Below are 21,016 nucleotides of genomic sequence, written 5' to 3'. Positions count from 1 at the left end.
GGCGGGGGCGCCCCGCAGCCGAAGGCGGGGTGGGCTCAGCCCGCATCGAAGGGTGCGGTCCCACCGGCGGTTGGCCGCTCGACGACATGAGGGGACGTGTCGGGGTGCCCCCGCAGGACACCGCAGGCACCCAACCCGGGACGCCGCGCCGTAGGCGCACACGCGACGGTGACCGGAGCCCGGCCGAGGAGGTACCCCGACACGGCCCCGCCCCACAACGAAAGCAACAGCGCACCGAACCCGGCCGGATATCAGCAGCCCGGCCCCGCCCCACCTCCTGAATCCCCCTGAAAGGCGACCCCCATGACCGCCCCGCCCCCGCCCCCGCCGAACCGAACGGCCCGCATCGAAGGCCTGCTCCTCGGAATCGCCGCCGGGGACGCGGCCGGCTGGCCGTCGGGACGACACCGCGCGGCGCGACTCCCCGACTGGACCCGCCGCCTCACCCGCGAACTCGACACCTTCGCCGAGCAGAACGCCACCACCACCCTCCCCGTCCCCATCGCCCTGAACCAACCCTCGGAACCCCTCCGCCTGGGCCCGTCGGACGACGCCGAATGGGCAGCGTTCACCGCCCACGCGATCCTCGACCCCGACGTCCCCGTCCGCACCGCGATCGCCCGCGCCTGGCACACCCTCGCCGCCGACATCGCCACCGCCGCGGCCCAGGCCGACGAGATCGAGTCGGCCGGCATCCCGCTGCGCGCCCGCATCTCCGTACGCGCGGGCCTCGGCAACCTCGCGGCGGGCCTGCACCCGCCCGCCACCGGCCACGACAACCCGCACTACTTCGACGACGCGGCCTGCGTCCGCGCCGCCGTCCTCGCCGTGGTCCACCCCGCAGAGCCCCAACTCGCCGCGGATCTGGCCGAGTTCGACGCCCGCTACACCCAGGACGGCGACGGCGTGCACGGAGCGCGAGCGATGGCCGCGGCCGTCGCGAGCGCCCTCGGCGGCGCCCCCGTGGACGTCTGCGTGGACGCCGCGCTGGCCCAGCTCCCGCCGGGCACCGAGATCCACCGCAACGCGCACCGGGCCGTGGACCTGGGCCGCGCCGCCGCAGCCGCCCGCCCGGGCCTGCCCGGCAACGCCTTCGCCCTCGTCCCCGTCCTGGAGCACGAGATCGTCGACCACGTCTACAGCTACGGCATCGCCGCCGCGGAGACCGTCCCGGTCGCCCTCGCCGTGGCGACCGCCGCCGGGGGCGAGGTCGTCGAGGCCGTGCCCACCGCGGCGTGCCTGTCGCGCGTCGCCGACTCGGCCCCGGCCCTGGCAGGTGCCCTGACGGGAGCGATCGGCGGCGCCGGGGCCCTCCCCGAGACGTGGCGCGAGGCCTGCCGCACGCTCGCGGGCTGCGCGCTGCCACGCCTGGCAGGCACGGACCTCACGAAGGTGGCGCAGCATCTGTCCCACTCCACTTCCAACTCCCGCCCCCTGGAAGGAACTTCACGATGACCACCGCCCCCACGACCGCAACCGCCGCCACCACCACATCCGCATCCGCATCCGCATCCCTGGAAGACCGAGTCACCGGCACCCTGATCGGCGCCGCGGTGGGCGACGCGCTCGGCGGCCCGGTCGAGGGCTGGACCCCGGAGGCGATCGCGGAGCGGCACGGCGGCCGGGTGCGCGGCATCGTGGAGCCGTTCCACAAACAGGACTGGAAGACGGCCCGCCCCATCGCCCCGTACCACAAGGGCGACGGCCACGTCACCGACGACACCCTCATGACGCACGCCCTGATCCGCGTCTACGAGAAGGTCCGCGACCACCTGGACGCGTACTCCGTCGCCGACCACCTGGTCCCGGACCTGATCACAACTCCCCGCTGGATCCCGGAACTCGAGGCCGAAGCCCTCCCCCTCCAGCGCATCTTCCTCGCCGAGAAGTGGATCGTGGCACGCATCCACTACGGCCACGTGGACCCCCGCGAGGCAGGCGTCGGCAACATCGTCAACTGCGGCGCGGCGATGTACATGGCCCCGGTCGGCGCGGTCAACGCGGGCCATCCGCAGGCCGCGTACGACGAGGCCCTGGACATCGCGGGCGCCCACCAGTCCTCGTACGGACGCGAGGCGGCCGGGGTCTTCGCCGCGGCGGTGGCGGCCGCGTACAAGCCGGGCGCGACCCCCACCTCGGTGATCGACGACGTCCTGCCGCTGGCGAAGGACGGCACGCGGGCGGCGATCGAGGCGGTCTGCGAAACGGCGTCACACCACGACGACTTCGAGTCGGCCCTGGTCCCGCTCCGCAACGCGATCGCCCCCTTCGACACGGTCGGCCCCGACTACCGCAAACCGTCCCTGGGCGCCCGCCGCCCCTCCCGCCTCCACTCCATCGAGGAACTCCCCGTCGCGCTGGGCATGTTGCTGGTCGGCGGCGGCGACTTCAGCCACACGGTCCTCGGCTCGGTCAACTACGGCCGGGACTGCGACTCGATCGCGACGATGAGCGGGGCCATCGTCGGGGCGCTGCACGGCGAGAGCGCGGTGCCGGAGGAGTGGAGCACGGAGGTGGCCCGGGCGAGCCGCCTCGATCTGCACGCCCCGGCCGTGTCCCTGGCCCGCGTCACCCGCGAGGTGCACGGGCGGGATCTGGAGCGGCGCCGTGCGCACGAGGCGGCGTTCGCGGCGATCGCGGGACTGTGAGGACGGCGATGCTGCGTCTGACCTGGGTACAGCCGGAGGACCTGCTCGGCCACGAGCTGCGGCAGGCGGCGCAGGACGGCCGGGACGCGTCGTCGGTCGAGGACCGCTGGCTGCGGGCGGGCGGCCCCCCGGCGCCGCCCCGCGCCGGAGCTTCACCGCACCCGGCACCGCCTCAACTCCGTACTCTGGCCGGGCAGTTGCTGGACGAACTGGCCGCTCTCCCCTCCCCCTCGGCCGCGGCCGAGCCCACCGACCTGCCCGCAATCAAGGCGGCCTGCCCCACCTGGCCGCACTCCCCCTCTCTCCCTCACGGGACGACGCACCCGGTGTCGTACGACGCCCTGCACGCCGCATGGCTGGGCCGGGCCGCCGGATGCCTGCTCGGCAAGCCGGTGGAGAAGCTGCCCCTGGAGGGCATCCGGGCCCTGGCCCGCGCCACCGGCAACTGGCCGCTCACCACCTGGTTCACGGCGGTGGGCCTCGACCCGGAACTGGCCGCCGCCCACCCCTGGAACCGCCGCAGCGCCCCCACCTCCCTCGCCGAGAACATCGACGGCATGCCGGAGGACGACGACCTCAACTACCCGCTCCTCGCACTGCTGTTGCTCCAGCGCCACGGCCCGCGCTTCACCACGGACGACGTGGCGCGGCTCTGGCTGGACGAGCTGCCCGCCGGGCGCACCTTCACCGCCGAGCGCATCGCGTACCGCAACCTCCTCGACGGCATCGAACCGCCCGCCACGGCGACCCACCGCAACCCGTTCCGCGAGTGGATCGGCGCGCAGATCCGCGCCGACGTCTTCGGCTGGACCAACCCGGGCGACCCGGCCCGCGCCGCCGAGCTGGCCCACCGGGACGCGGTGCTGACGCACACCGCGAACGGCGTGTACGGGGCGATGTTCACGGCCGCCGCCCTCGCGGCCGCCGCGTCGGGCACGGTCGACGTGCACGGCGCGCTGCGCACCGGCCTCACGGTCGTACCGCCCGATTCCCGATACGCGAAAGCGGTCCGGCTCGGGATCCAACTGGCCCACGCCCAAGCCGACTTCAGCGCGGTCGTCGACGAACTGCACCGCACCTACGCGACCCACCACTGGGTCCACGTCCTGCCGAACGCCGCCCTGCTCGCCGCCGCCCTCACCCACGCCGACGGCGACTTCGCCGGCTCCGTCTGCCGCGCGGTGTCGGGCGGCTGGGACACCGACTCCAACGGCGCGACGGCCGGTTCGCTCACCGGGCTGCTCGCCGGACACCCCGATGCGCTCGGCGAGCGCTGGACGGCTCCGCTGAAGAACCGCCTGGCCACCTCGGTCGCCGACTTCGACGGCATCGGCTTCGACGAACTGGCCCGACTCACCCTGAAGGCAGGCGCATGACACCCCCTCAACTCCCGTCTCCCCAGGGCCCCTTGACGGGGTTGCGCGTCCTCGACCTGGCCACGCTCTTCGCAGGACCGCTGTGCGCCACGATGCTCGGCGACTTCGGCGCGGAGGTCATCAAGATCGAGCATCCGCGCAAGCCCGATCCGTCCCGCGGCCACGGCCCGTCCAAGGACGGCATCGGCCTGTGGTGGAAACTCCTCGGCCGCAACAAGCGGAACCTCACGCTCGACCTCTCCACCCCCGGCGGCCGCGAGGTCCTCCTCCGGCTGGCGGCCGAGTCCGACGTCGTCATCGAGAACTTCCGCCCCGGCACCCTGGAGAAGTGGCACCTCGGCTGGGACGAGCTGAGCGCCGCCAACCCCCGTCTGGTGCTGGCCCGCGTCACCGGCTTCGGCCAGTTCGGGCCGTACGCGCGCCGCCCCGGATTCGGCACCCTCGCGGAGGCGATGAGCGGTTTCGCCGCGATCACGGGTCCGCCCGACGGGCCCCCGACGCTGCCCCCGTTCGGCCTCGCCGACTCCATCGCCGCGCTCGCCACGTCGTACGCCGTCATGGCGGCACTCCGCGGCCGGGACCTGACGGGCCACGGCCAGGTCGTCGACCTCGCGATCATCGAGCCGATGCTGGCGGTCCTCGGCCCGCAGCCCCTCTGGTACGACCAGCTCGGCTACGTACAACCGCGCACCGGCAACCGCTCCACGAACAACGCGCCCCGCAACACCTACCGTACGAGCGACGGCAGTTGGGTCGCCGTCTCCACCTCGGCGCAGTCGATCGCGGAGCGCGTGCTGCGGCTCGTCGGCCGCCCCGAGTTCATCGACGCGCCGTGGTTCACGACGGGTTCGGGCCGCGCGGCCCACGCGGACGAGCTGGACGAGGCGGTCGGCGGGTGGATCGCCGCGCACACCCGCGACGAGGTGCTCGCCGCCTTCGAGAAGGCGGAGGCCGCCATCGCCCCGGTCCAGGACATCCGCGACGTCATGGCCGACGAGCAGTACGCGGCCCTCGGCTCCGTCACCGAACTCCCCGACCCCGACCTCGGCACGGTCAAGATGCAGAACGTCCTCTTCCGCCTCTCCGAGACCCCGGGCGCCATCCGCTGGACCGGCCGCGCACACGGCGCCGACACGGACGAGATCCTCGGGGACCTCGGCCTGTCCCCGGCCGACATCGACACACTCCGGGAGGCGGGCGCGGTATGAGCACGACGGACACGATGAGCACGTACCTGACCTGGCTGTACGTTCCCGGGGACCGGCCCGAGGTCGTCGCGAAGGCGCTCGGCTCGGGCGCCGACGTGGTCCTCGTCGACCTGGAGGACGCGGTCGCCCCCGACCGCAAGGCGTACGCCCTCGACGCCACCGCCGAGCTGCTCGCCGACAAGCACGACGTGCCGGTGCACGTCCGTGTCGACGCGCTCGACGGCCCGCTCGCCGAGCAGCAGGTGCGCCGGCTCACCCCGCTCCCCGGCCTGGACGCGCTGCGCCTGCCGAAGGTCCACGACCCGGCCGACCTGACCCGGGTCACCGGCTGGGCGGCGGGTCAGGCATCCGAAGTCCCGCCCCTGTACGCCCTGTTGGAGTCCGCGCTCGGCGTCGAGCACGCCTACGCGATCGCCTCCCACCCCGGCGTCCACGGCATCGCCCTCGGCGAGGCGGACCTGCGCGCCGACCTCGGGGTGACGGACGCGGCGGGCCTCGCCTGGGTACGCGGCCGCGCCGTGGTGGCGGCCCGCGCGGCACGCCTCCCGGCGCCGCCCCAGTCGGTCTTCCCCGACGTCCGCGACATGGCGGGGCTCGCCCGCTCCTGCACCCGGGGCCGTGCGCTCGGCTTCTTCGGGCGTACGGCGATCCATCCGCGTCAGCTCCCGGTGATCGAGGAGGCGTTCCGTCCGACACCGGCGGAGGTGGCGGCGGCCCGCGACATCGTCCGCGCGGCGGAGGCGAACGCGGGGGCGCTGGCGCTGGCGGACGGGCGGTTCGTGGACGCGGCGGTGGTGGCGGGGGCTCGGCGCGTCCTGGCTCTCGCGCAACGATGAGGGCGCCGGACCATCCGGTCCGGCGCCCTCATCGACGTACAGCAGAAAACCGTCAGGCCTTCTTGGCCTCGGCAGATTCCTCGGCCTGGTCGGGCTCCTCAGCCTTGTCCAGCTTCACCGCCCCGTCGGAAGAGTCGGCGGCGTCCGCGGAATCGCCCGCATCGGCATCCTCCGCAGCGGCATCGTCCTGCTGCTCGCCGGAGGCCACCGCGGCGGGTTCGACGATCTCCTCGCGGCCGGGCCGCGTCTTCGCCGAGATGACCAGGTAGATCACGGCGAGCAGGAAGACGAAGATCGCCGTCCAGTTGTTGAGGCGCATGCCGAGGATGTGGTGCGCGTCGTCCACCCGCATGTACTCGATCCAGAAGCGGCCCACGCAGTACGAGGCGACGTACAGCGCGAACGCCCGCCCGTGCCCCAGCTTGAACTTCCGGTCGGCCCAGATGACGAGCACCGCGACGCCGATGCACCACAGCGACTCGTACAGGAACGTCGGGTGGTAGTAGCCCGGCACCCGGCCATCCGTGTCCGAGGTGATGTGCAGCGCCCACGGGACGTGGGTCTCGCGGCCGTACAGCTCCTGGTTGAACCAGTTGCCCCAGCGGCCGATGGCCTGGGCGAGGGCGATGCCGGGGGCGAGGGCGTCGGCCCACGCCGGGAGCGGGATGCCACGGCGGCGGCAGCCGATCCAGGCGCCCACCGCGCCGAGCGCGATGGCGCCCCAGATGCCGAGGCCGCCCTCCCAGATCTTGAAGGCGTCCACCCAGTCACGGCCGTCGCTGAAGTACAGCTCGTAGTCCGTGATCACGTGGTACAGGCGACCGCCGACCAGGCCGAAGGGCACCGCCCAGACCGCGATGTCGGCGACCGTGCCGGCCCGCCCGCCGCGGGCGATCCAGCGCTTGTTGCCGAGCCAGACGGCCACGAAGACGCCGATGATGATGCAGAACGCGTAGCCGCGCAGCGGGATGGGTCCGAGGTCGACCACTCCGCGCGACGGACTGGGAATGTAGGCAAGTTCCATGGCAGGGTCGACGCTACCGTGCCGGGCGGCGCGCTCGTCGGGCAGCCCGGCAACGGCTCCATTACGACTTCCGTGACGTACGGGTCAGGACGTGTTCAGGACTTGCTCAGGACTTGTTGGTGTCCTGCACGGCCTTCTTCAGCTTCTCCGGGGTCATGGTCTTGTCGTCCATGATGTTCTTCCCGTCGAGCAGCACGGTCGGGGTGCCCGTGTACTTGGCGTCCTGGAACGCCTGGTAGCTCTTCTTGATCCAGCTGTTGTGCGTGCCGTCGTTCACACATGACGTAAAGGTGTCGGTGACCAGGCCGTCGACCTTTCCGGCCAGCTCGATCAGCTTGCTGTTGTCGGCGTACGTGTCGTCGGTCTCCTTCGGCTGGTTCTCGTACAGCACGTCGTGGTACGCGGAGAACTTGCCCGCGTCCTGCGCGCACGCCGCCGCGTTCCCCGCGCGCAGGGAGCCGCTGCCGCCCAGGTTCGCGTCGATCAGCGTGACCGTGTGGTACTCGGCCTTCAGCTGACCGGAGTCGGTCAGCTCGTGGATCGTCGATCTGTACGTGTCCTCGAAGGCCTTGCACGCGGGGCAGCGGAAGTCCTCCCACACCGTGAGCGTCGACTTGGCGCCGTCCTTGCCCACCGGGATCGCCAGGTCGTCCTTGCCGGTGGCGCCCTTGGGTGCGACGACGGGCCCTGACGTGTCGCTGCTGGAGTCGTCGCCCGAATTGGCCGCGACGACACCGATCACGGCGGCCAGGCCGAGCACACAGACGACGGCCGCGCCCACGATCAACGTCCTGCGCCGCTTCTCCGCGGCCTTCTGCTTCTCGCGCTCCTCGGCCAGCCGGTCGCGGGCCGCGCGCTTTCCCTCACGGTTCTTCTCGCTCACACCCGCCCAAACGAACCGGGGAGGCACGAGCGTGCCTCCCCGGTCCCACTTCCACCCGTACGGGCTACGTGACTACGACTGCGCGCCGTCCCGTACGCCGGCCGCGAGGTCGGCGGCGAGCGCGCGGACCGCGGCGAGCCCCGCCTTCTCGTCCTCGGCGTCCAGCATCCGCTGCACGAAGGCCGAGCCGACGATGACGCCGTCCGCGAAGCCGGCGACCTCCTTGGCCTGGGCGGCGTTGGACACACCGAGGCCGACACAGACCGGCAGGTCGGTGGTGGCCTTGGTGCGGCGCACCAGTTCCTGGGCCTGGTTGCCGACGGACTCGCGGGTGCCGGTGACGCCCATCAGCGAGGCCGCGTAGACGAAGCCGGAACCGGCCGCCGTGATGGTGGCCAGGCGCTCGTCCTTGCTGCTGGGCGCCACGACGAAGACCGTCGCGAGGCCCTGCTTCTCGGCGTGCTCCCTCCACTGCGCCGACTCCTGCACCGGCAGGTCGGGCAGGATGCAGCCCGCGCCGCCCGCCTCGGCGAGCTCGGCGGTGAAGCGCTCGATCCCGTAGATGTAGATCGGGTTCCAGTACGTCATGACGAGGACCGGCTTGCCGGTGGCCTCGAACGCCTCACGGACGGTCCGCATGACGTCCTTGATCTTGAGGCCGCCGCGCAGCGCGATGTCGTCGGCGGTCTGGATGACCGGCCCGTCGAGCACCGGGTCGGAGTGCGGCAGGCCGACCTCGACCACGTCGGCGCCGCCGTCGAAGGCGGCCTTGATCGACTCGATGCCGCCGTCGACGGTCGGGAATCCGGCGGGCAGGTAGGCGATGAGGGCGGAGCGGCCCTCGGCCTTGGCGTTCGCCAGGGTGTCGTCCAACAGCTGGATGTTGCCGCTCACTTGGAGTCCCCCTCGATCTCGGCCTGCTCGCCCGCAGCGTCGGCGGCGACGGTGCCATCCGTGTCGTACAGGCCGAAGTAGCGCGCGGCCGTGTCCATGTCCTTGTCGCCGCGCCCGGACAGGTTGACGATGATCAGCCCGTCCTTGCCGAGCTCCTTGCCGACCTCGAGCGCGCCCGCGAGGGCGTGTGCCGACTCGATCGCCGGGATGATGCCCTCCGTGCGCGACAGCAGGCGCAGGGCCTGCATCGCCGCGTCGTCGGTGACGGCCCGGTACTCGCCGCGGCCGCTGTCCTTGAGGTGGGCGTGCTCGGGGCCGATGCCCGGGTAGTCGAGTCCGGCCGAGATCGAGTACGGCTCGGTGATCTGGCCCTCCTCGTCCTGGAGGACGTACGACCGTGAGCCGTGCAGGATGCCGGGGTTGCCCGCGGTCAGGGTCGCCGCGTGCTCGCCGGTCTCGATGCCGTGCCCGGCGGGCTCGCAGCCGATGAGGCGGACGTCGGCGTCCGGGATGAAGGCGTGGAACAGGCCGATGGCGTTGGAGCCGCCGCCGACGCAGGCGATGGCCGCGTCGGGCAGGCGCCCGGCGCGCTCCAGGATCTGGCGGCGGGCCTCGACGCCGATGACGCGGTGGAAGTCGCGGACCATGGCGGGGAACGGGTGCGGTCCTGCGACCGTACCGAAGAGGTAGTGCGTGCGGTCCACGTTGGCGACCCAGTCGCGGAACGCTTCGTTGATGGCGTCCTTGAGGGTGCGGCTGCCGGACTTCACGGCGATGACCTCGGCGCCCAGCATGCGCATCCGGGCCACGTTCAGGGCCTGGCGCTGGGTGTCGATCTCGCCCATGTAGATGGTGCATTCGAGGCCGAACAGCGCGCAGGCGGTGGCCGTGGCGACGCCGTGCTGGCCCGCGCCGGTCTCGGCGATGACGCGGGTCTTGCCCATGCGCTTGGTGAGCAGGGCCTGGCCGAGCACGTTGTTGATCTTGTGCGAGCCGGTGTGGTTCAGGTCCTCGCGCTTGAGGTAGACCGTCGCGCCACCGGCGTGCTCGGCGAACCGGGGCACCTCGGTGAGGCTGCTGGGGCGGCCGGTGTAGTGGACGAGGAGGTCGTCGAGCTCGCGGGCGAACTCGGGGTCGTTCTTGGCCTTCTCGTACTCGACGGCGACCTCGTCCACGGCGGCGACGAGCGCCTCCGGGATGAACTTGCCGCCGAACGCGCCGAAGTAGCCCTCGGCGCTGGGGACCTGACCGTCGGGGTCAGGGATGAAGTACTCGCTGGGCATGCGGAAACCTCACGGTGGGTTCGGATGATGACTAAACGCCGTGGGGGCATGGGTGTTACGTCGGCTGCGGGCTGTATCTGGTTGCTCGCGCCGTTCCCCGCGCCCCTAGAGGGGCGCTTGCCATCGCATGCCGTTGATCTGGCCCGGCTCGCTGCCGATGTGGTAGCGCACCCTGCGACCGCGCACACGCCGCGCCGGGGCCCGGCAGCCGCGAGGGCGGCAGCCGGGGGCGAGGCGGGCGGAGATCGGCATGGTGCGGGTCAGCTCCGTCCGTGGCGCAGGGCCGGGTGGGCGCCCGCGGCGACCAGGTCGGAGACGGCGGAGCGGGGGTCGCGGCCGGTCACCAGGGACTCGCCGACCAGGACCGCGTCGGCGCCCGCGTTGGCGTACGCGATCAGGTCGTGCGGGCCGCGCACGCCGGACTCGGCGACCTTGACGATGTGGTCCGGGATGTCCGGGGCGACGCGCTCGAAGGTGCCCCGGTCGACCGTGAGGTCCTTGAGGTTGCGGGTGTTGATGCCGATGACCTTGGCCCCGGCGTCCACGGCCCGCTCCACCTCGTCCTCGTCGTGCGCCTCGACGAGCGGCGTGAGGCCGATGGACTCGGCGCGCTCGATGAGGGACTCCAGGGCGGGCTGGTCGAGGGCGGCCACGATCAGCAGGGCGAGGTCGGCGCCGTACGCGCGGGCCTCCCACAGCTGGTACGAGGTGACGATGAAGTCCTTGCGCAGGACCGGAATGTCGACCTTGGCGCGGACCGCTTCGAGGTCGGCGAGGGAGCCGCCGAAACGTCGCTGCTCGGTGAGGACCGAGATGACGGCGGCGCCGCCCGCCTCGTAGTCGGCGGCGAGGCCGGCCGGGTCGGCGATCGCCGCGAGGGCGCCCTTGGAGGGGCTGGACCGCTTGACCTCGCAGATGACCTTGACGCCGTCGCCGCGCAGGGCCGCGATCCCGTCCTTGGCCGCGGGAGCCTTCGCCGCGCGCTCCTTGAGCTCGTCGAGGCTGACGCGCGCCTGCCGTTCCGCGAGGTCGGCACGGACTCCGTCGATGATCTCGTCGAGCACACTCACGCGAGCGGACTCCTCTCAAGCAGTTATCGGGGCAACCGAGTGGTCACTGTGATGGTATCCGCAGGAGGGCGAAGGCTCCGCATCCGGTTGACGGCGATCCCACTACCTGGACGTTTGCCGTTGATCAAGGATGCAGGAAGCCACCGAAGGGCAGGTTCCGGACAACCGTGAAGGCCAGCACGACCACGCCGAGCACCCACATGTGTACGCGGCCGAGGCCGAGGCTCAGCCGCCCGCCGCGGGCCGAGCGGAGCGCCCACACCGTCCACAGGACCGCGAAGAGGGCGTAGCCGGCGACCGCGAGCGCGTTGGCGCCGAGGGCCGTGCCGAGGTCGCCGTGCACGATCGCGTGGGCGCTGCGCAGACCACCGCAGCCCGGGCAGAAAATGCCGGTGATGCGCAGGAGCGGGCAGACCGGGTAGTGGCCGGGCTCGTTCGGGTCGACGGTGCCGACGTAGGCGAAGGCGGCGGCGACACCGCCGAGGATGCCGAGGGGCACGGCGAGGCGGCGCAGGGTGCCGGTGGCAGTGCCGGTGGCAGCAGCAGGGGCAGTGGCTTCGCTGTCGGTGGTCTCGACGGTCACCCGGTGCATTCTGCCCCGGTGGCGTGCACTTCGCTTCTCGGGAGAACGCCGGGAAACGCAAAGGGGCGGTGCGGCGAACCCGTCGCCGCACCGCCCCTGTCACGTACCGAAAGGCGTCAGGCCTCCGAGCCCGCGGCCTGCGGGGTCGCGGTCACCGTGGACGGCAGCTTCAGCTCGGCGCGCTTCGGCTTGCCGAGACCGGCCGCGCTCATCGCACCGCCGACGATCGGGGCGAGGACCAGCAGGCCCATGCCGACCCAGAAGCCGACCGGCTGCACCATCACCATGAAGGCGCCCGCGACGATGAACCCGATGAAGGCGATGATGACACCGGTCCAGGCGGCCGGGGTGTGTCCGTGGCTGCTGTCCGCCATGGCTTGCTCCTCGTTGCTTATGGCCTATGCGTACGCAGGGCGTACGACGTTCACATGCATTGTCCCGTACGCGCGCGTACGGGACGAACGCGGGGTCAGGCAGCGCCCGTCGGGTCCTCGCCGCGATCGAGGGCCTTCCACAGCTCCTCGGGGCGGTCCGGGTCGACGGCCTTCTGCTGACGGGGCCGGGGGGCGCCGCCGCGCTCGTACCGGCCGCCCATCGAGGGCCAGGCCGCCCCGTAGACGACGGCGAGGATCCCCGCGATCAGGATCAGCGCACCGCCGCCGGCCGCGACGTACGGCCAGGCGGTGTGGGTGAGGGCGTCGATGGTGGAGGCGGAGTTGCCGGAGGCCGCGGCCGCCTTCTCGTCGAGTGCCGAGCTGTCGCCCGCGCCGAGCACGGCGGCGGCGACGGCGCCCGCGCCGCTCAGCGCGAGCAGTGCGGCGACGAGGATGCGGCCCGCCTTGCGCACCGCGAAGACGGCGACGAGGGCGGCGAGGCCCACTATGGCGAGCGCCGCGGGGACGCCCGTCACGTCGCTGCCCTTGGCGGCCAGCGGCAGCTTGCCGCCGGCGACGGCGGCGACGCCGGAGCACCACTCCTGGCGGGACGCGAGCAGCGCGACCGCGGCGCCCACGGCCCCGAGGAACAGGGCGACGCCGAGACTGCGCCGGCTGTTGTTGCTCGGCCCGGCGGTCTCGGAGGCTTCGGTACGGGGGTGCGGTAGGGCTGTCACGTACTCCACTATCGCCTGTCTGTACAGCTGCGTGTGCCCCGGGGGCGGGAGGCGTGGGTCACTACACATCCGCCGACACGTCCGCCGGCGTGCCGAGCCGGTTCGCCGTGTGGACGGCGCGCAGCACCGCGGCGGCCTTGTTGCGGCACTCGGTGTCCTCGGCGACGGGGTCCGAGTCGGCGACGACGCCCGCGCCCGCCTGCACGTAGGCGGTGCCGTCGCGCAGCAGCGCGGTGCGGATGGCGATGGCGGTGTCGGAGTCGCCGGCGAAGTCGAGGTAGCCGACGCAGCCGCCGTACAGGCCGCGCCGGGACGGTTCGAGTTCGTCGATGATCTGCATCGCGCGCGGCTTGGGGGCGCCGGAGAGGGTGCCGGCGGGGAAGCAGGCGGTGAGCACGTCGAAGGCGGTGCGGCCGTCCGCGACCTGCCCGGTGACCGTCGACACGATGTGCATGACGTGCGAGTACCGCTCGACGGACATGAAGTCGACGACCTCGACGGAGCCGGGTTCGCAGACGCGGCCCAGGTCGTTGCGCCCGAGGTCGACGAGCATCAGGTGCTCGGCGCGCTCCTTGGGGTCGGCGAGGAGTTCGTCGGCAAGTGCCTGGTCGGCCTGGGGAGTTGCGCCGCGCGGTCGCGTCCCCGCGATGGGGTGGACCATGGCGCGCCCGTCCTCGACCTTGACGAGGGCCTCGGGCGACGAGCCGACGACGTCGAACCCGTCGAAGCGGAACAGGTACATGTACGGCGACGGGTTGGTGGCCCGCAGGACGCGGTAGACGTCCAACGCGCTTGCCGTGCAAGGGGTTTCGAAGCGCTGGGAGGGTACGACCTGGAAGGCCTCGCCCGCCCGGATCCGCTCCTTGATGTCCTCGACGGCGTCCTGGTAGTCCTTGCCGCCCCACAGGGCGGTGAACTGCGGGAGTTCGGAGGGCGGAAGCGCGGCCGGGGCGGAGTCGACGGGCTTGCCGAGGTCGGCCTCCATCGCGTCGAGCCGGGCGACCGCGTCCGCGTAGGCCTCGTCGACGCCCGTCTCGAGGTCGTTGTGGTTGATCGCGTTGGCGATGAGCAGGACCGAGCCGTCCCAGTGGTCGAGGACCGCGAGATCGCTGGTGAGGAACATCGTCAGCTCGGGCAGCCGCAGGTCGTCGCGGTCCCCCGGGCCGATCTTCTCGAGGCGGCGCACGATGTCGTACCCGAGATAGCCGACCATGCCGCCGGTGAACGGCGGCAGGCCCTCGTAGCGCGGGGTGTGCAGCGTCTCGACGGTGGCGCGCAGGGCGGCGAGCGGGTCGCCGTCGACGGGGACGCCGACCGGCGGGGTGCCCAGCCAGTGGGCCTGCCCGTCGCGCTCGGTGAGGGTGCCCGTGGACCGTACGCCCACGAACGAGTAACGGGACCAGGAGCGGCCGTTCTCCGCGGACTCCAGGAGGAAGGTGCCGGGCCGCTCGGCGGCGAGCTTGCGGTACAGGCCGACCGGAGTGTCACCGTCCGCGAGGAGCTTGCGGCTGACGGGGATCACTCGGCGGTCGGTCGCGAGCTTGCGGAAGGTCTCGAGATCCATGGCGACCGACCTTACTGGGCGAGCGGGAGGACGTCGGCGTCGAAGCAGGTCCGCGCCCCTGTGTGGCAGGCGGCGCCGACCTGGTCGACCTTGACGAGGACGGTGTCCGCGTCGCAGTCCAGGGCCACCGACTTCACGTGCTGGAAGTGGCCCGAGGTGTCGCCCTTGACCCAGTACTCCCGGCGGCTGCGCGACCAGTACGTGCACCGCCCGGTGGTCAGGGTCCGGTGCAGCGCCTCGTCGTCCATCCAGCCGAGCATCAGCACCTCGCCGGTGTCGTACTGCTGGGCGATGGCGGGGACCAGGCCGTCGGCGCTGCGCTTGAGGCGGGCGGCGATGGCCGGGTCGAGGCTGTTTGCGGGGAGCTCGCTGGTCATACGTGCCATTGTGCCGCGCTGCGCGGGCCCCTTTGACGGACGTCCACTGTCCGGACTCCGGGGGCGGTCGTAGGCTTTCGTTCATGTCGACCCATGCCAAGCGTGAACGACTTCTCCTCGCGGATCTGTTGGAGGCGGTGGGCCCGGAGGCCCCCACCCTGTGCGAGGGCTGGACCGCCCGCGACCTCGCGGCCCACGTGGTGGTGCGCGAGCGCCGCCCCGACGCGGCCGGCGGGACCCTGGTGAAGCAGCTCGCGTCCCGTCTGGAGCGGGTGCAGGGCGAGTTCGCGGACAAGCCGTACGAGGAACTGATCCAGCTGATCCGGACGGGCCCGCCGCGGTTCTCGCCGTTCTCCCTCAAGCAGCTCGACGAGGCGGCGAACGTGGTGGAGTTCTACGTCCACACCGAGGACGTGCGCCGCGCGCAGGACGACTGGTCGCCGCGCGAGCTCGACCCGGTCTTCTCCGACGTGCTGTGGTCACGGCTCGAACGGGTGGCCCGGATGATGGGCCGCAAGGCGCCGGTCGGCCTCGTGCTGCGCCGGCCCGACGGGCAGACGGCCGTCGCCCACAAGGGAGCCCCGGTGGTCACGGTCACCGGTGAGCCGTCGGAGCTCCTGATGTACGTCCTCGGTCGCCAGGACGCGGCGGCTGTGGAGCTTGAGGGGGACAAGGCCGCGATCACCCAGCTGAGCGAGACGAAGGCGCTGGGCCTGTAGCGGCAGGCCCGGCCGAGGAAAGGCGCCCATGATCAAGATCGCCATGACCCAGGTCTACGTCGATGACGTGGCCAGGGCCCACACGTTCTACACGGACGTGCTCGGCTTCGAGACCCGCAACCACATCGACCTGGGCGACGGCACGCTGTTCGTGACGGTGGGCGCGGCCGGTGCGCAGCAGGACCTGGAGCTCCTCCTGGAGCCGGGCCAGGGCCCGATCGCCGAGCCGTACCGCGCCGCCCTGCGCGAGGCGGGGCTGCCCTGCATCGTGTTCGCGGTGGAGGACGTCGCGGCCGAGCACGAGCGGCTGCAGAAGCTGGGCGTGACGTTCACGCAGGGCCCCAAGGAGGAGGGCCCGGTGATCACCGCGGTGCTCGACGACACGGTGGGCAACTACGTCCAGCTGATGCAGCCGGTCAGCTGACCCGCTGCACGAGCGGGGTTTCAGGGGCGTGCTCTGAGGGCCGGTCGACCCTGACCCGCGCCCACAGCAGCACGCCGACCGCGAGACCGGCGACGCCCGGCAGCCAGGCCACCGCGCCGCTGGGCAGGGCGCCCGCCACGAGGCCGGTGAGCGCCGCGGCCAGTTGCAGGGCGAGCGACTGGACGGACAGGGCGGTGGCGCGGCCGGAGCTGTCGGTGCGCCGGTGCAGGAAGACGTTGAGGCTCGGGGAGATCGCGCCGAGGCCGATGTAGACCAGGACGTAGCCGACGGCGGCCAGGGCCACGGTCCCGGTCGCGGCGGTGACGCAGAGCAGCGTCAGGCCGAGCAGGGCGGTCAACTCGCCTGCCAGGACGGCCCGTTCACCGCTTTTGACGCGGCGTGCCGCCCAGGGGGCCATCCGGTTGCCGAACGCAGTCCCGCAGAAGCCGGCGCAGGCCAGACCCGCGTAGAGGAGTGCGCCCGAGGACGCGGCGCCGGTGGCGTCGGCGGCGCGGGACGGGGTGAACAGCTCGACGACGCCGAGCGCGCAGCCGGTGGCCGCCGTCGTGAGCATGATGCGCGCGACCAGGCCGTCGCGGGTGGTGAGCCGGATGCCGCCGGCCACGGTGCGCGGCACGTCGGCGAGGACGGCGCGCAGGGTGACGGCCGGGCGCGGCGGCTCGGGCAGGGCGAACAGCACGTGGACGACGTAGCCGACGCAGCAGGCGGCGCCCGCCAGGAGGGGGACGGACAGCGGCGTCACGAAGCCGCCGGTGGCCCGCTCGAGGCGGCCGCCGAGGTCGGGGCCGAGGCCGAGCAGCCAGGGCACGAGACCGCCGAGGACCGTACCGAGGGCGAGCGCGACGGACGAGGCCGCGGAACCGCGGGACAGGCCGTCGCGCAGATCGGCGTCGGGGCCGAGGCGGGCGTGCACGGTGTCGACGTACCAGGCTTCGGCGGGGCCGCTGTTGAGGGCGCGCCCCGCACCCTTGAGGGCCATGGCCAGGGCGAACACCCAGGTGGCTGTGGACAGTGCGGTCATCGTGAGGGCGATGACCGCGAGCAAGCCGGACGCGGCGAGCACGGTGCGGCGGCCTATGACGTCGGAGAGTCCCCCGGTGGGCAGTTCGAGCCCGGCGGCCGTCAGGGAGTGCACGGCGAACAGGGCGGCGATGGTGGACACGGCCACGCCCCGGTCGGTGAGGAGCAGCACCTGTACGGGGATGGAGAGCCCGGTGGGGAACCAGAACAGGAAGTTCACCGCGACGAAGCGGCGGCGGGCGGTGTCCGCGTCGAGGATCGTCACCGTCGTCACGGCCTGACCGGGAACGCGTACAGGTGGACGGAGACCGTCTCGCGACCCTCGGGGTCCGCGCTCTTGCCCCGCTCGGTGTAGCGCTGGACGACGGCGTGCAGCTCGTCCTTGAGCTCCTTGAGCTCCTCCGGATTGAGCCTGGCCAGGAAGTCCGAACTGTCGGACGCGTCCTGCCAGTCGGCGCTCCAGCCGGCCTTCTGGTCCAGGAAACGCAGGTAGTGCTCGCGGCGTCCCTCGTACATGACGCGGTTGAGGGCGGTGTGCGCGGCGGCGCCCTCGGGGCTGTCGCGGAAGTCGGAGACTTCGATGCGCAGGGACTCCTGGGCGGGCTTCCACCAGCGCTCCCGGCCGTCGCCGCCCTCGTGCTCGGCCTCCTCGATCAGTCCGTGGTCGGCGAGCTTGCGCAGGTGGTAGCTGATCAGCGAGACGGCCGTGCCGTCGTCGAGGTCGTCGGCGAGCTGGGACGCGGTGCCGGTGCCCCGCATGTACAGCAGGCCGTAGAGCCGCATCCGCAAGGGGTGACCCAAGGCCTTGAGCGTGGCCACGTCGGTGATGCGCCGGGTTTCCGTCATGACGACAACCGTAAATGCGAAAGAAAAATTGCGCAACTAATCTTTCGCAGTTTTTCCTTCCTAAGTGCCGGCGCCCCTTCCCGCTAAGTGCCGGCGCCCCTTCCCGACTCCTGGTGGTCCACGAGGCGGGCCAGCTCCACGCGGGAGCGGACGCCCAGCTGCGCGAAGACGTTGCGCAGGTGGTGATCGACGGTGCGCGGGCTCACCGACAGGCGCAGTGCGACCTCGCGGTTGGTGGCGCCCTCCGCCACGCAGTGCGCGATCCGCAGCTGCTGCGGGGTCAACTCGGCCAGCCTGCCCGGGGGTTGAGCCCGCCCAGAGGTCTCGCCGGCGGCCCGCAGTTCGGCTGTGGCACGGGCCGCCCAGACCCCGGCGCCGCACCGCTCGAAGGTCACGAGGGCGTCGCGCAGCAGCGCCCGGGCACGGGCGGGGCGTCGGACGCGGCGCAGCCAGGCGCCGTACAGGAGGGCGGTGCGGGCCCGTTCGAAGTCGCCGCCCGCGCGGTCGTGGCGGGCCAGGGCCTCGGTGAAGCGGGCTTCCGCGAGAGCGGGGGCGTCGGCCTCCCCGCCCTCGCCGCCCTCGCCGCTCGCGCCGCTCGCCAAGAGGGCCTGGCAGCGGGCGAGTTGGGCCGGTGCCTGGGGGTCGTACCCGCGCTCGGCCCACACCGCGAACGCGCCGAGCGGGCCCTTCGCCGGGCCCGGCGCACCGGCCTGGACCGACGCCTCCACGAAGCACGGCACCGCCAGCATCCGCACCGCGAAGTGCCCGCACCGCGGCCCCGGTGTCACGAGCGGGCCGAGCCGGGCCGCCGCCTCGGCCGCCCGGCCGCGCGCCAAGTCGGCCCGGGCGAGCGCCCATTGGGTGAGGGCGGCGGTCTGTACGAGGCCGTGCCGGGCGGCGATGTCCTGCGCGGCCCCGGCGTGCCGGGCGACCGTCGCGGCGTCGCTGTCGAGGGAGGCGACCAGGGCGAGGATCGCGTGCTGCGGGGCGAGGAGGTTGCGCTGGCCCGTGGCGCGCGCGGCCCGCATCCCCTCCTCGGCGTGGGCCCGGGCCCGGCCGTGCCGCCCCGCGCGCAGTTCGCCGTACGCGAGCAGCTCCAGGGCGCGCGGCACCTCGGGCCGTGCGTCGTGGGCGCGGGCCGCGGCGAGGGCCTGGCCGCCGAGCCGGCAGGCCGCGGCCACGTCTCCGGCGACCAGCGCGGCGGCCCCCGCCCTGAGCAGCGCCTGCGGGGCTCCGGCGTCGTCCGCGGCGGCATCGTCCGCGGCGGCGACGACCCTGCGCAGCGCGGTCCGGCCCGCCGCGTACCGCTCGTCGAGCGCGGCGGACATGCCGAATCCGTAGTCACCGGCGACGGCCCCCGCGCGCGGCCCCTGGACCGCCTCCCGGTAGGCGTCCGCGTCACCGAGCGCCCAGGCCGCCTCGGCCGCGGCGAGCCGGGCGTCGCGGGCGCCCGAGGGGCAGAGCCGGGCGGCGAGCAGGAGCAGGGCGCGGGCGTCGGCCACCGGCCCGTCGCGCAGGGCGAGCATCCCGTGCACCAGGGCGGCCCGACCCCTGAGGGCGTCCGAGTGGGTCAACTCCCGTATCTGGCCGAGGAGTTCGCGTGCGCGGTGCGGGCGGCCCGCGAGCCGTGCCTGCTCGGCGGCGGCGACGAGCAGGTCCGCCTGCTCGCCCGGGTCCGCGGTGCGGGCCGCCGCGTGGGCGAGGGCCGTGGCGCGTTCGCCGTGCGGCGGGCCCGCCAGCCGGGCCGCGGCGGCGAGGGCCGCGCCGGCCTCGGCGTCCGGGTAGGGCGCGGCGAGCGCCCGGTGCAGCAGCGCGGTCAGCCGTGGCCCCTCCCCCGCGGCGGCCTCCGCCAGCAGACGGTGCGCGGCCCTGCGGGGTGCGGGGCGCGCCGCGTCGTACACGGCCCGCCGCCCGGGCAGCCGCAGGCGTCCGTCCGCGTGCCGCTGAAGGCCCGCGCGCTCGGCGGCGTCCAGAGCGTCCGCGCCGAGACCCGCGGCGACGGCGGCCCGCAGCACGAGCCTGCCGTCCACGCACGGCTCCTCGGGGTCGCTCTCGTACGCGGCTGCGGTGAGCAACAGGACTCGTCTCGCGGTCACTCGACTCACCGTAGGCGTCAACTCCCTTGCCCGCAGCACTGGTTGGGCCAGGACCCAAGCCGCCCGGGCGACGCTGTGCCCGCGCACAGCGCCGCCCTCACGTCATGACGTGTGCGGGCAGTTGCCCCGGTACTCCGCGATCGTGAGGCTCGCTCGGGGCAGCGGGCAGAGGAACTGCTCGTAGCGGGTGTCGTTGTCGATGAAGCGCTTCAGCCACGAAATGCTGTACTTCGCGATCGTGGTGTTGGCGGAGTTCGGGGTGAAGTGCGTGGCACCGCGCAACTCCAGGTAGGCCTTGTCGAGCGAGCTCGGCAGGCTCCCGTAGAACGGCTCGGAGTGGGTGGCGACCGGCGCGATGGTGTCGCCGTCGGCGCCCACGATCAGCGTCGGCGTCTGTATCTCGGGCCAGGTCTTGTCGGTGTTCCAGCCGGTGAGCGGTATCGCGGCCTGCAGCGAGGGCCTGCTCTTGGCGGCTTCGAGGGTGCCGCCGCCGCCCATGGAGTGACCCATCACGCCGAGACGGCTGGTGTCGATGCGGCCGCGCACGGCGCTCGACTGCGTCAAGTAGTCCAGGGCGGCGAGGAGTTGACGGCCCCGGCTGTCGGGCTGGTCGAGCGTGGTGTTGGTGTCGATCGTGAAGACGACGAAGCCCTGCGAGGCCAGACGCGGACCGAGCCAGGCGATGGACGACTGGTACGCGGTGTAGCCCGGGGAGATCGCGACGGCGCCGAACGTGCCGTCGGCGGTGGAGGTCGGGTAGTAGACGGTGCCGCCGCCGAACCCGCTGACGCTCAGCGCCGACACGGAGGTCTGCGAGACGGCGTACGGTCCGCGGGCCGCCTCGATGCTCGACGCGGTCGGCGCGGGGCCGCGTTCATAGGGGTTGTCCGCGGCCGCGTGGGCGGTGAGGCTCTGCGAGGTGGCAAGGCCGCCGAACGCGAGGAGGGCGGCAAGTCCCGTACGGATCAGGCGGGTTCGGGCTCGGGTTCGCATCCTGTGCACGATGCGGGTTCCTCTCGGAAGGGCGGGCGCC

The 21,016-nt window shown here is 73.0% G+C and carries 22 protein-coding genes; 7 read left to right on the top strand and 15 right to left on the bottom strand.

All coding sequences use genetic code 11. The features are described 5' to 3' along the window. Positions 1-303: 303 nt before the first annotated feature. The 5 genes from ACIBUY_RS22195 to ACIBUY_RS22175 are packed head-to-tail and all read left to right on the top strand — an operon-like array spanning position 304 to position 6,068. Positions 304-1,455 carry an ADP-ribosylglycohydrolase family protein gene (locus tag ACIBUY_RS22195; RefSeq protein WP_399153409.1) on the top strand — a complete coding sequence of 384 codons (1,152 nt, stop codon included), beginning with the start codon at positions 304-306 and terminating at the stop codon, positions 1,453-1,455. Beyond that, positions 1,452-2,648 (top strand): ADP-ribosylglycohydrolase family protein, encoded by a 1,197-nt coding sequence (locus tag ACIBUY_RS22190; RefSeq protein WP_365564260.1) that lies wholly within the window; start codon positions 1,452-1,454, stop codon positions 2,646-2,648. The genes ACIBUY_RS22195 and ACIBUY_RS22190 overlap by 4 nt, the downstream gene beginning before the upstream one ends. A gap of 8 nt (positions 2,649-2,656) precedes the next feature. Then, complete coding sequence (locus ACIBUY_RS22185) at positions 2,657-4,024, top strand: ADP-ribosylglycohydrolase family protein (RefSeq protein WP_365564262.1); 1,368 nt, start codon at positions 2,657-2,659, stop codon at positions 4,022-4,024. Further along, on the top strand, positions 4,021-5,232 hold the full coding sequence (locus ACIBUY_RS22180) for a CaiB/BaiF CoA transferase family protein (RefSeq protein ID WP_399153408.1): 1,212 nt from the start codon (positions 4,021-4,023) through the stop codon (positions 5,230-5,232). The genes ACIBUY_RS22185 and ACIBUY_RS22180 overlap by 4 nt, the downstream gene beginning before the upstream one ends. Next, positions 5,229-6,068 (top strand): CoA ester lyase, encoded by an 840-nt coding sequence (locus ACIBUY_RS22175; RefSeq protein ID WP_365564267.1) that lies wholly within the window; start codon positions 5,229-5,231, stop codon positions 6,066-6,068. Before ACIBUY_RS22180 ends, ACIBUY_RS22175 begins: the two co-directional genes overlap by 4 nt. A 52-nt stretch (positions 6,069-6,120) precedes the next feature. Here the strand turns inward: ACIBUY_RS22175 and lgt are convergent, their stop codons facing one another. The 11 genes from lgt to hisI all read right to left on the bottom strand — a co-directional run bounded on the left by lgt (position 6,121) and on the right by hisI (position 14,857). Further along, entirely contained in the window at positions 6,121-7,092 is a 972-nt protein-coding gene (lgt, locus tag ACIBUY_RS22170; protein WP_365564270.1) for a prolipoprotein diacylglyceryl transferase, read from the bottom strand. Between the two features lie 106 nt (positions 7,093-7,198). After that, positions 7,199-7,975, bottom strand: coding sequence for a thioredoxin domain-containing protein (locus tag ACIBUY_RS22165; RefSeq protein ID WP_365564273.1), 777 nt, complete (start codon positions 7,973-7,975; stop codon positions 7,199-7,201). Positions 7,976-8,047: 72 nt separating this feature from the next. Beyond that, the gene (gene trpA, locus ACIBUY_RS22160; RefSeq protein ID WP_399153407.1) at positions 8,048-8,869 is read right to left on the bottom strand and encodes a tryptophan synthase subunit alpha; all 822 of its coding nucleotides are present in this window, start codon (positions 8,867-8,869) and stop codon (positions 8,048-8,050) included. Then, positions 8,866-10,152 (bottom strand): tryptophan synthase subunit beta, encoded by a 1,287-nt coding sequence (trpB, locus tag ACIBUY_RS22155; protein WP_365564278.1) that lies wholly within the window; start codon positions 10,150-10,152, stop codon positions 8,866-8,868. The genes trpA and trpB overlap by 4 nt, the downstream gene beginning before the upstream one ends. A gap of 105 nt (positions 10,153-10,257) precedes the next feature. Further along, the gene (gene trpM, locus ACIBUY_RS22150; protein WP_399153406.1) at positions 10,258-10,404 is read right to left on the bottom strand and encodes a tryptophan biosynthesis modulator TrpM; all 147 of its coding nucleotides are present in this window, start codon (positions 10,402-10,404) and stop codon (positions 10,258-10,260) included. Positions 10,405-10,412: 8 nt separating this feature from the next. Next, positions 10,413-11,222 (bottom strand): indole-3-glycerol phosphate synthase TrpC, encoded by an 810-nt coding sequence (gene trpC / locus ACIBUY_RS22145; RefSeq protein WP_365564281.1) that lies wholly within the window; start codon positions 11,220-11,222, stop codon positions 10,413-10,415. Between the two features lie 124 nt (positions 11,223-11,346). Then, positions 11,347-11,814 carry a DUF2752 domain-containing protein gene (locus tag ACIBUY_RS22140; protein ID WP_399153405.1) on the bottom strand — a complete coding sequence of 156 codons (468 nt, stop codon included), beginning with the start codon at positions 11,812-11,814 and terminating at the stop codon, positions 11,347-11,349. A gap of 107 nt (positions 11,815-11,921) precedes the next feature. Then, entirely contained in the window at positions 11,922-12,179 is a 258-nt protein-coding gene (locus ACIBUY_RS22135; RefSeq protein ID WP_365564286.1) for an HGxxPAAW family protein, read from the bottom strand. Positions 12,180-12,274: 95 nt separating this feature from the next. Further along, positions 12,275-12,925, bottom strand: coding sequence for a TIGR02234 family membrane protein (locus tag ACIBUY_RS22130; protein WP_399153404.1), 651 nt, complete (start codon positions 12,923-12,925; stop codon positions 12,275-12,277). 52 nt (positions 12,926-12,977) lie between these two features. Beyond that, positions 12,978-14,480 (bottom strand): anthranilate synthase component I, encoded by a 1,503-nt coding sequence (locus tag ACIBUY_RS22125; RefSeq protein ID WP_399153403.1) that lies wholly within the window; start codon positions 14,478-14,480, stop codon positions 12,978-12,980. An 11-nt stretch (positions 14,481-14,491) separates the two neighbouring features. Beyond that, positions 14,492-14,857, bottom strand: a complete 366-nt coding sequence (hisI, locus tag ACIBUY_RS22120) for a phosphoribosyl-AMP cyclohydrolase (RefSeq protein ID WP_365564294.1) — start codon at positions 14,855-14,857, stop codon at positions 14,492-14,494. An 83-nt stretch (positions 14,858-14,940) separates the two neighbouring features. On the opposite strand from hisI, the gene ACIBUY_RS22115 reads away from it, so the two are divergent. Both ACIBUY_RS22115 and ACIBUY_RS22110 read left to right on the top strand, forming a co-directional pair. Then, positions 14,941-15,576 (top strand): TIGR03085 family metal-binding protein, encoded by a 636-nt coding sequence (locus tag ACIBUY_RS22115; RefSeq protein WP_365564296.1) that lies wholly within the window; start codon positions 14,941-14,943, stop codon positions 15,574-15,576. Positions 15,577-15,604: 28 nt separating this feature from the next. Further along, a complete protein-coding gene (locus tag ACIBUY_RS22110; RefSeq protein WP_365564298.1) occupies positions 15,605-16,000 on the top strand; it encodes a VOC family protein in 396 nt (131 codons plus the stop codon). Here ACIBUY_RS22110 and ACIBUY_RS22105 read toward each other — a convergent pair. From ACIBUY_RS22105 to ACIBUY_RS22090, 4 genes are all read right to left on the bottom strand, one after another. Beyond that, entirely contained in the window at positions 15,993-17,315 is a 1,323-nt protein-coding gene (locus tag ACIBUY_RS22105; protein ID WP_399153402.1) for an MFS transporter, read from the bottom strand. The two genes, ACIBUY_RS22110 and ACIBUY_RS22105, sit on opposite strands and share 8 nt — an antisense overlap. After that, positions 17,312-17,887, bottom strand: a complete 576-nt coding sequence (locus ACIBUY_RS22100; RefSeq protein WP_399153401.1) for an ArsR/SmtB family transcription factor — start codon at positions 17,885-17,887, stop codon at positions 17,312-17,314. Before ACIBUY_RS22100 ends, ACIBUY_RS22105 begins: the two co-directional genes overlap by 4 nt. 83 nt (positions 17,888-17,970) lie before the next feature. After that, positions 17,971-19,983 carry a LuxR C-terminal-related transcriptional regulator gene (locus ACIBUY_RS22095; RefSeq protein WP_399153400.1) on the bottom strand — a complete coding sequence of 671 codons (2,013 nt, stop codon included), beginning with the start codon at positions 19,981-19,983 and terminating at the stop codon, positions 17,971-17,973. Positions 19,984-20,085: 102 nt separating this feature from the next. After that, positions 20,086-20,976 (bottom strand): dienelactone hydrolase family protein, encoded by an 891-nt coding sequence (locus ACIBUY_RS22090; RefSeq protein WP_365564308.1) that lies wholly within the window; start codon positions 20,974-20,976, stop codon positions 20,086-20,088. Between the last annotated feature and the right edge of the window lie 40 nt (positions 20,977-21,016).

Origin of the sequence: Streptomyces sp. NPDC050085 (genome assembly GCF_044460595.1) — a bacterium.
GTDB lineage: Bacteria > Actinomycetota > Actinomycetes > Streptomycetales > Streptomycetaceae > Streptomyces.
Note: the sequence above shows the minus strand (reverse complement) of the source record. Positions and strands in the feature narration are given on the sequence as shown.

Bases quoted from the DNA above. Each gene is read 5' to 3' on its own strand.
- ACIBUY_RS22195 (WP_399153409.1), top strand. From the start codon at position 304: ATGACCGCCCCGCCCCCGCCCCCGCCGAACCGAACGGCCCGCATCGAA.
- ACIBUY_RS22190 (WP_365564260.1), top strand. From the start codon at position 1,452: ATGACCACCGCCCCCACGACCGCAACCGCCGCCACCACCACATCCGCA.
- ACIBUY_RS22185 (WP_365564262.1), top strand. From the start codon at position 2,657: ATGCTGCGTCTGACCTGGGTACAGCCGGAGGACCTGCTCGGCCACGAG.
- ACIBUY_RS22180 (WP_399153408.1), top strand. From the start codon at position 4,021: ATGACACCCCCTCAACTCCCGTCTCCCCAGGGCCCCTTGACGGGGTTG.
- ACIBUY_RS22175 (WP_365564267.1), top strand. From the start codon at position 5,229: ATGAGCACGACGGACACGATGAGCACGTACCTGACCTGGCTGTACGTT.
- lgt (WP_365564270.1), bottom strand. From the start codon at position 7,092: ATGGAACTTGCCTACATTCCCAGTCCGTCGCGCGGAGTGGTCGACCTC.
- trpB (WP_365564278.1), bottom strand. From the start codon at position 10,152: ATGCCCAGCGAGTACTTCATCCCTGACCCCGACGGTCAGGTCCCCAGC.
- trpM (WP_399153406.1), bottom strand. From the start codon at position 10,404: ATGCCGATCTCCGCCCGCCTCGCCCCCGGCTGCCGCCCTCGCGGCTGC.
- ACIBUY_RS22140 (WP_399153405.1), bottom strand. From the start codon at position 11,814: ATGCACCGGGTGACCGTCGAGACCACCGACAGCGAAGCCACTGCCCCT.
- ACIBUY_RS22135 (WP_365564286.1), bottom strand. From the start codon at position 12,179: ATGGCGGACAGCAGCCACGGACACACCCCGGCCGCCTGGACCGGTGTC.
- ACIBUY_RS22125 (WP_399153403.1), bottom strand. From the start codon at position 14,480: ATGGATCTCGAGACCTTCCGCAAGCTCGCGACCGACCGCCGAGTGATC.
- hisI (WP_365564294.1), bottom strand. From the start codon at position 14,857: ATGACCAGCGAGCTCCCCGCAAACAGCCTCGACCCGGCCATCGCCGCC.
- ACIBUY_RS22115 (WP_365564296.1), top strand. From the start codon at position 14,941: ATGTCGACCCATGCCAAGCGTGAACGACTTCTCCTCGCGGATCTGTTG.
- ACIBUY_RS22110 (WP_365564298.1), top strand. From the start codon at position 15,605: ATGATCAAGATCGCCATGACCCAGGTCTACGTCGATGACGTGGCCAGG.
- ACIBUY_RS22100 (WP_399153401.1), bottom strand. From the start codon at position 17,887: ATGACGGAAACCCGGCGCATCACCGACGTGGCCACGCTCAAGGCCTTG.
- ACIBUY_RS22090 (WP_365564308.1), bottom strand. From the start codon at position 20,976: ATGCGAACCCGAGCCCGAACCCGCCTGATCCGTACGGGACTTGCCGCC.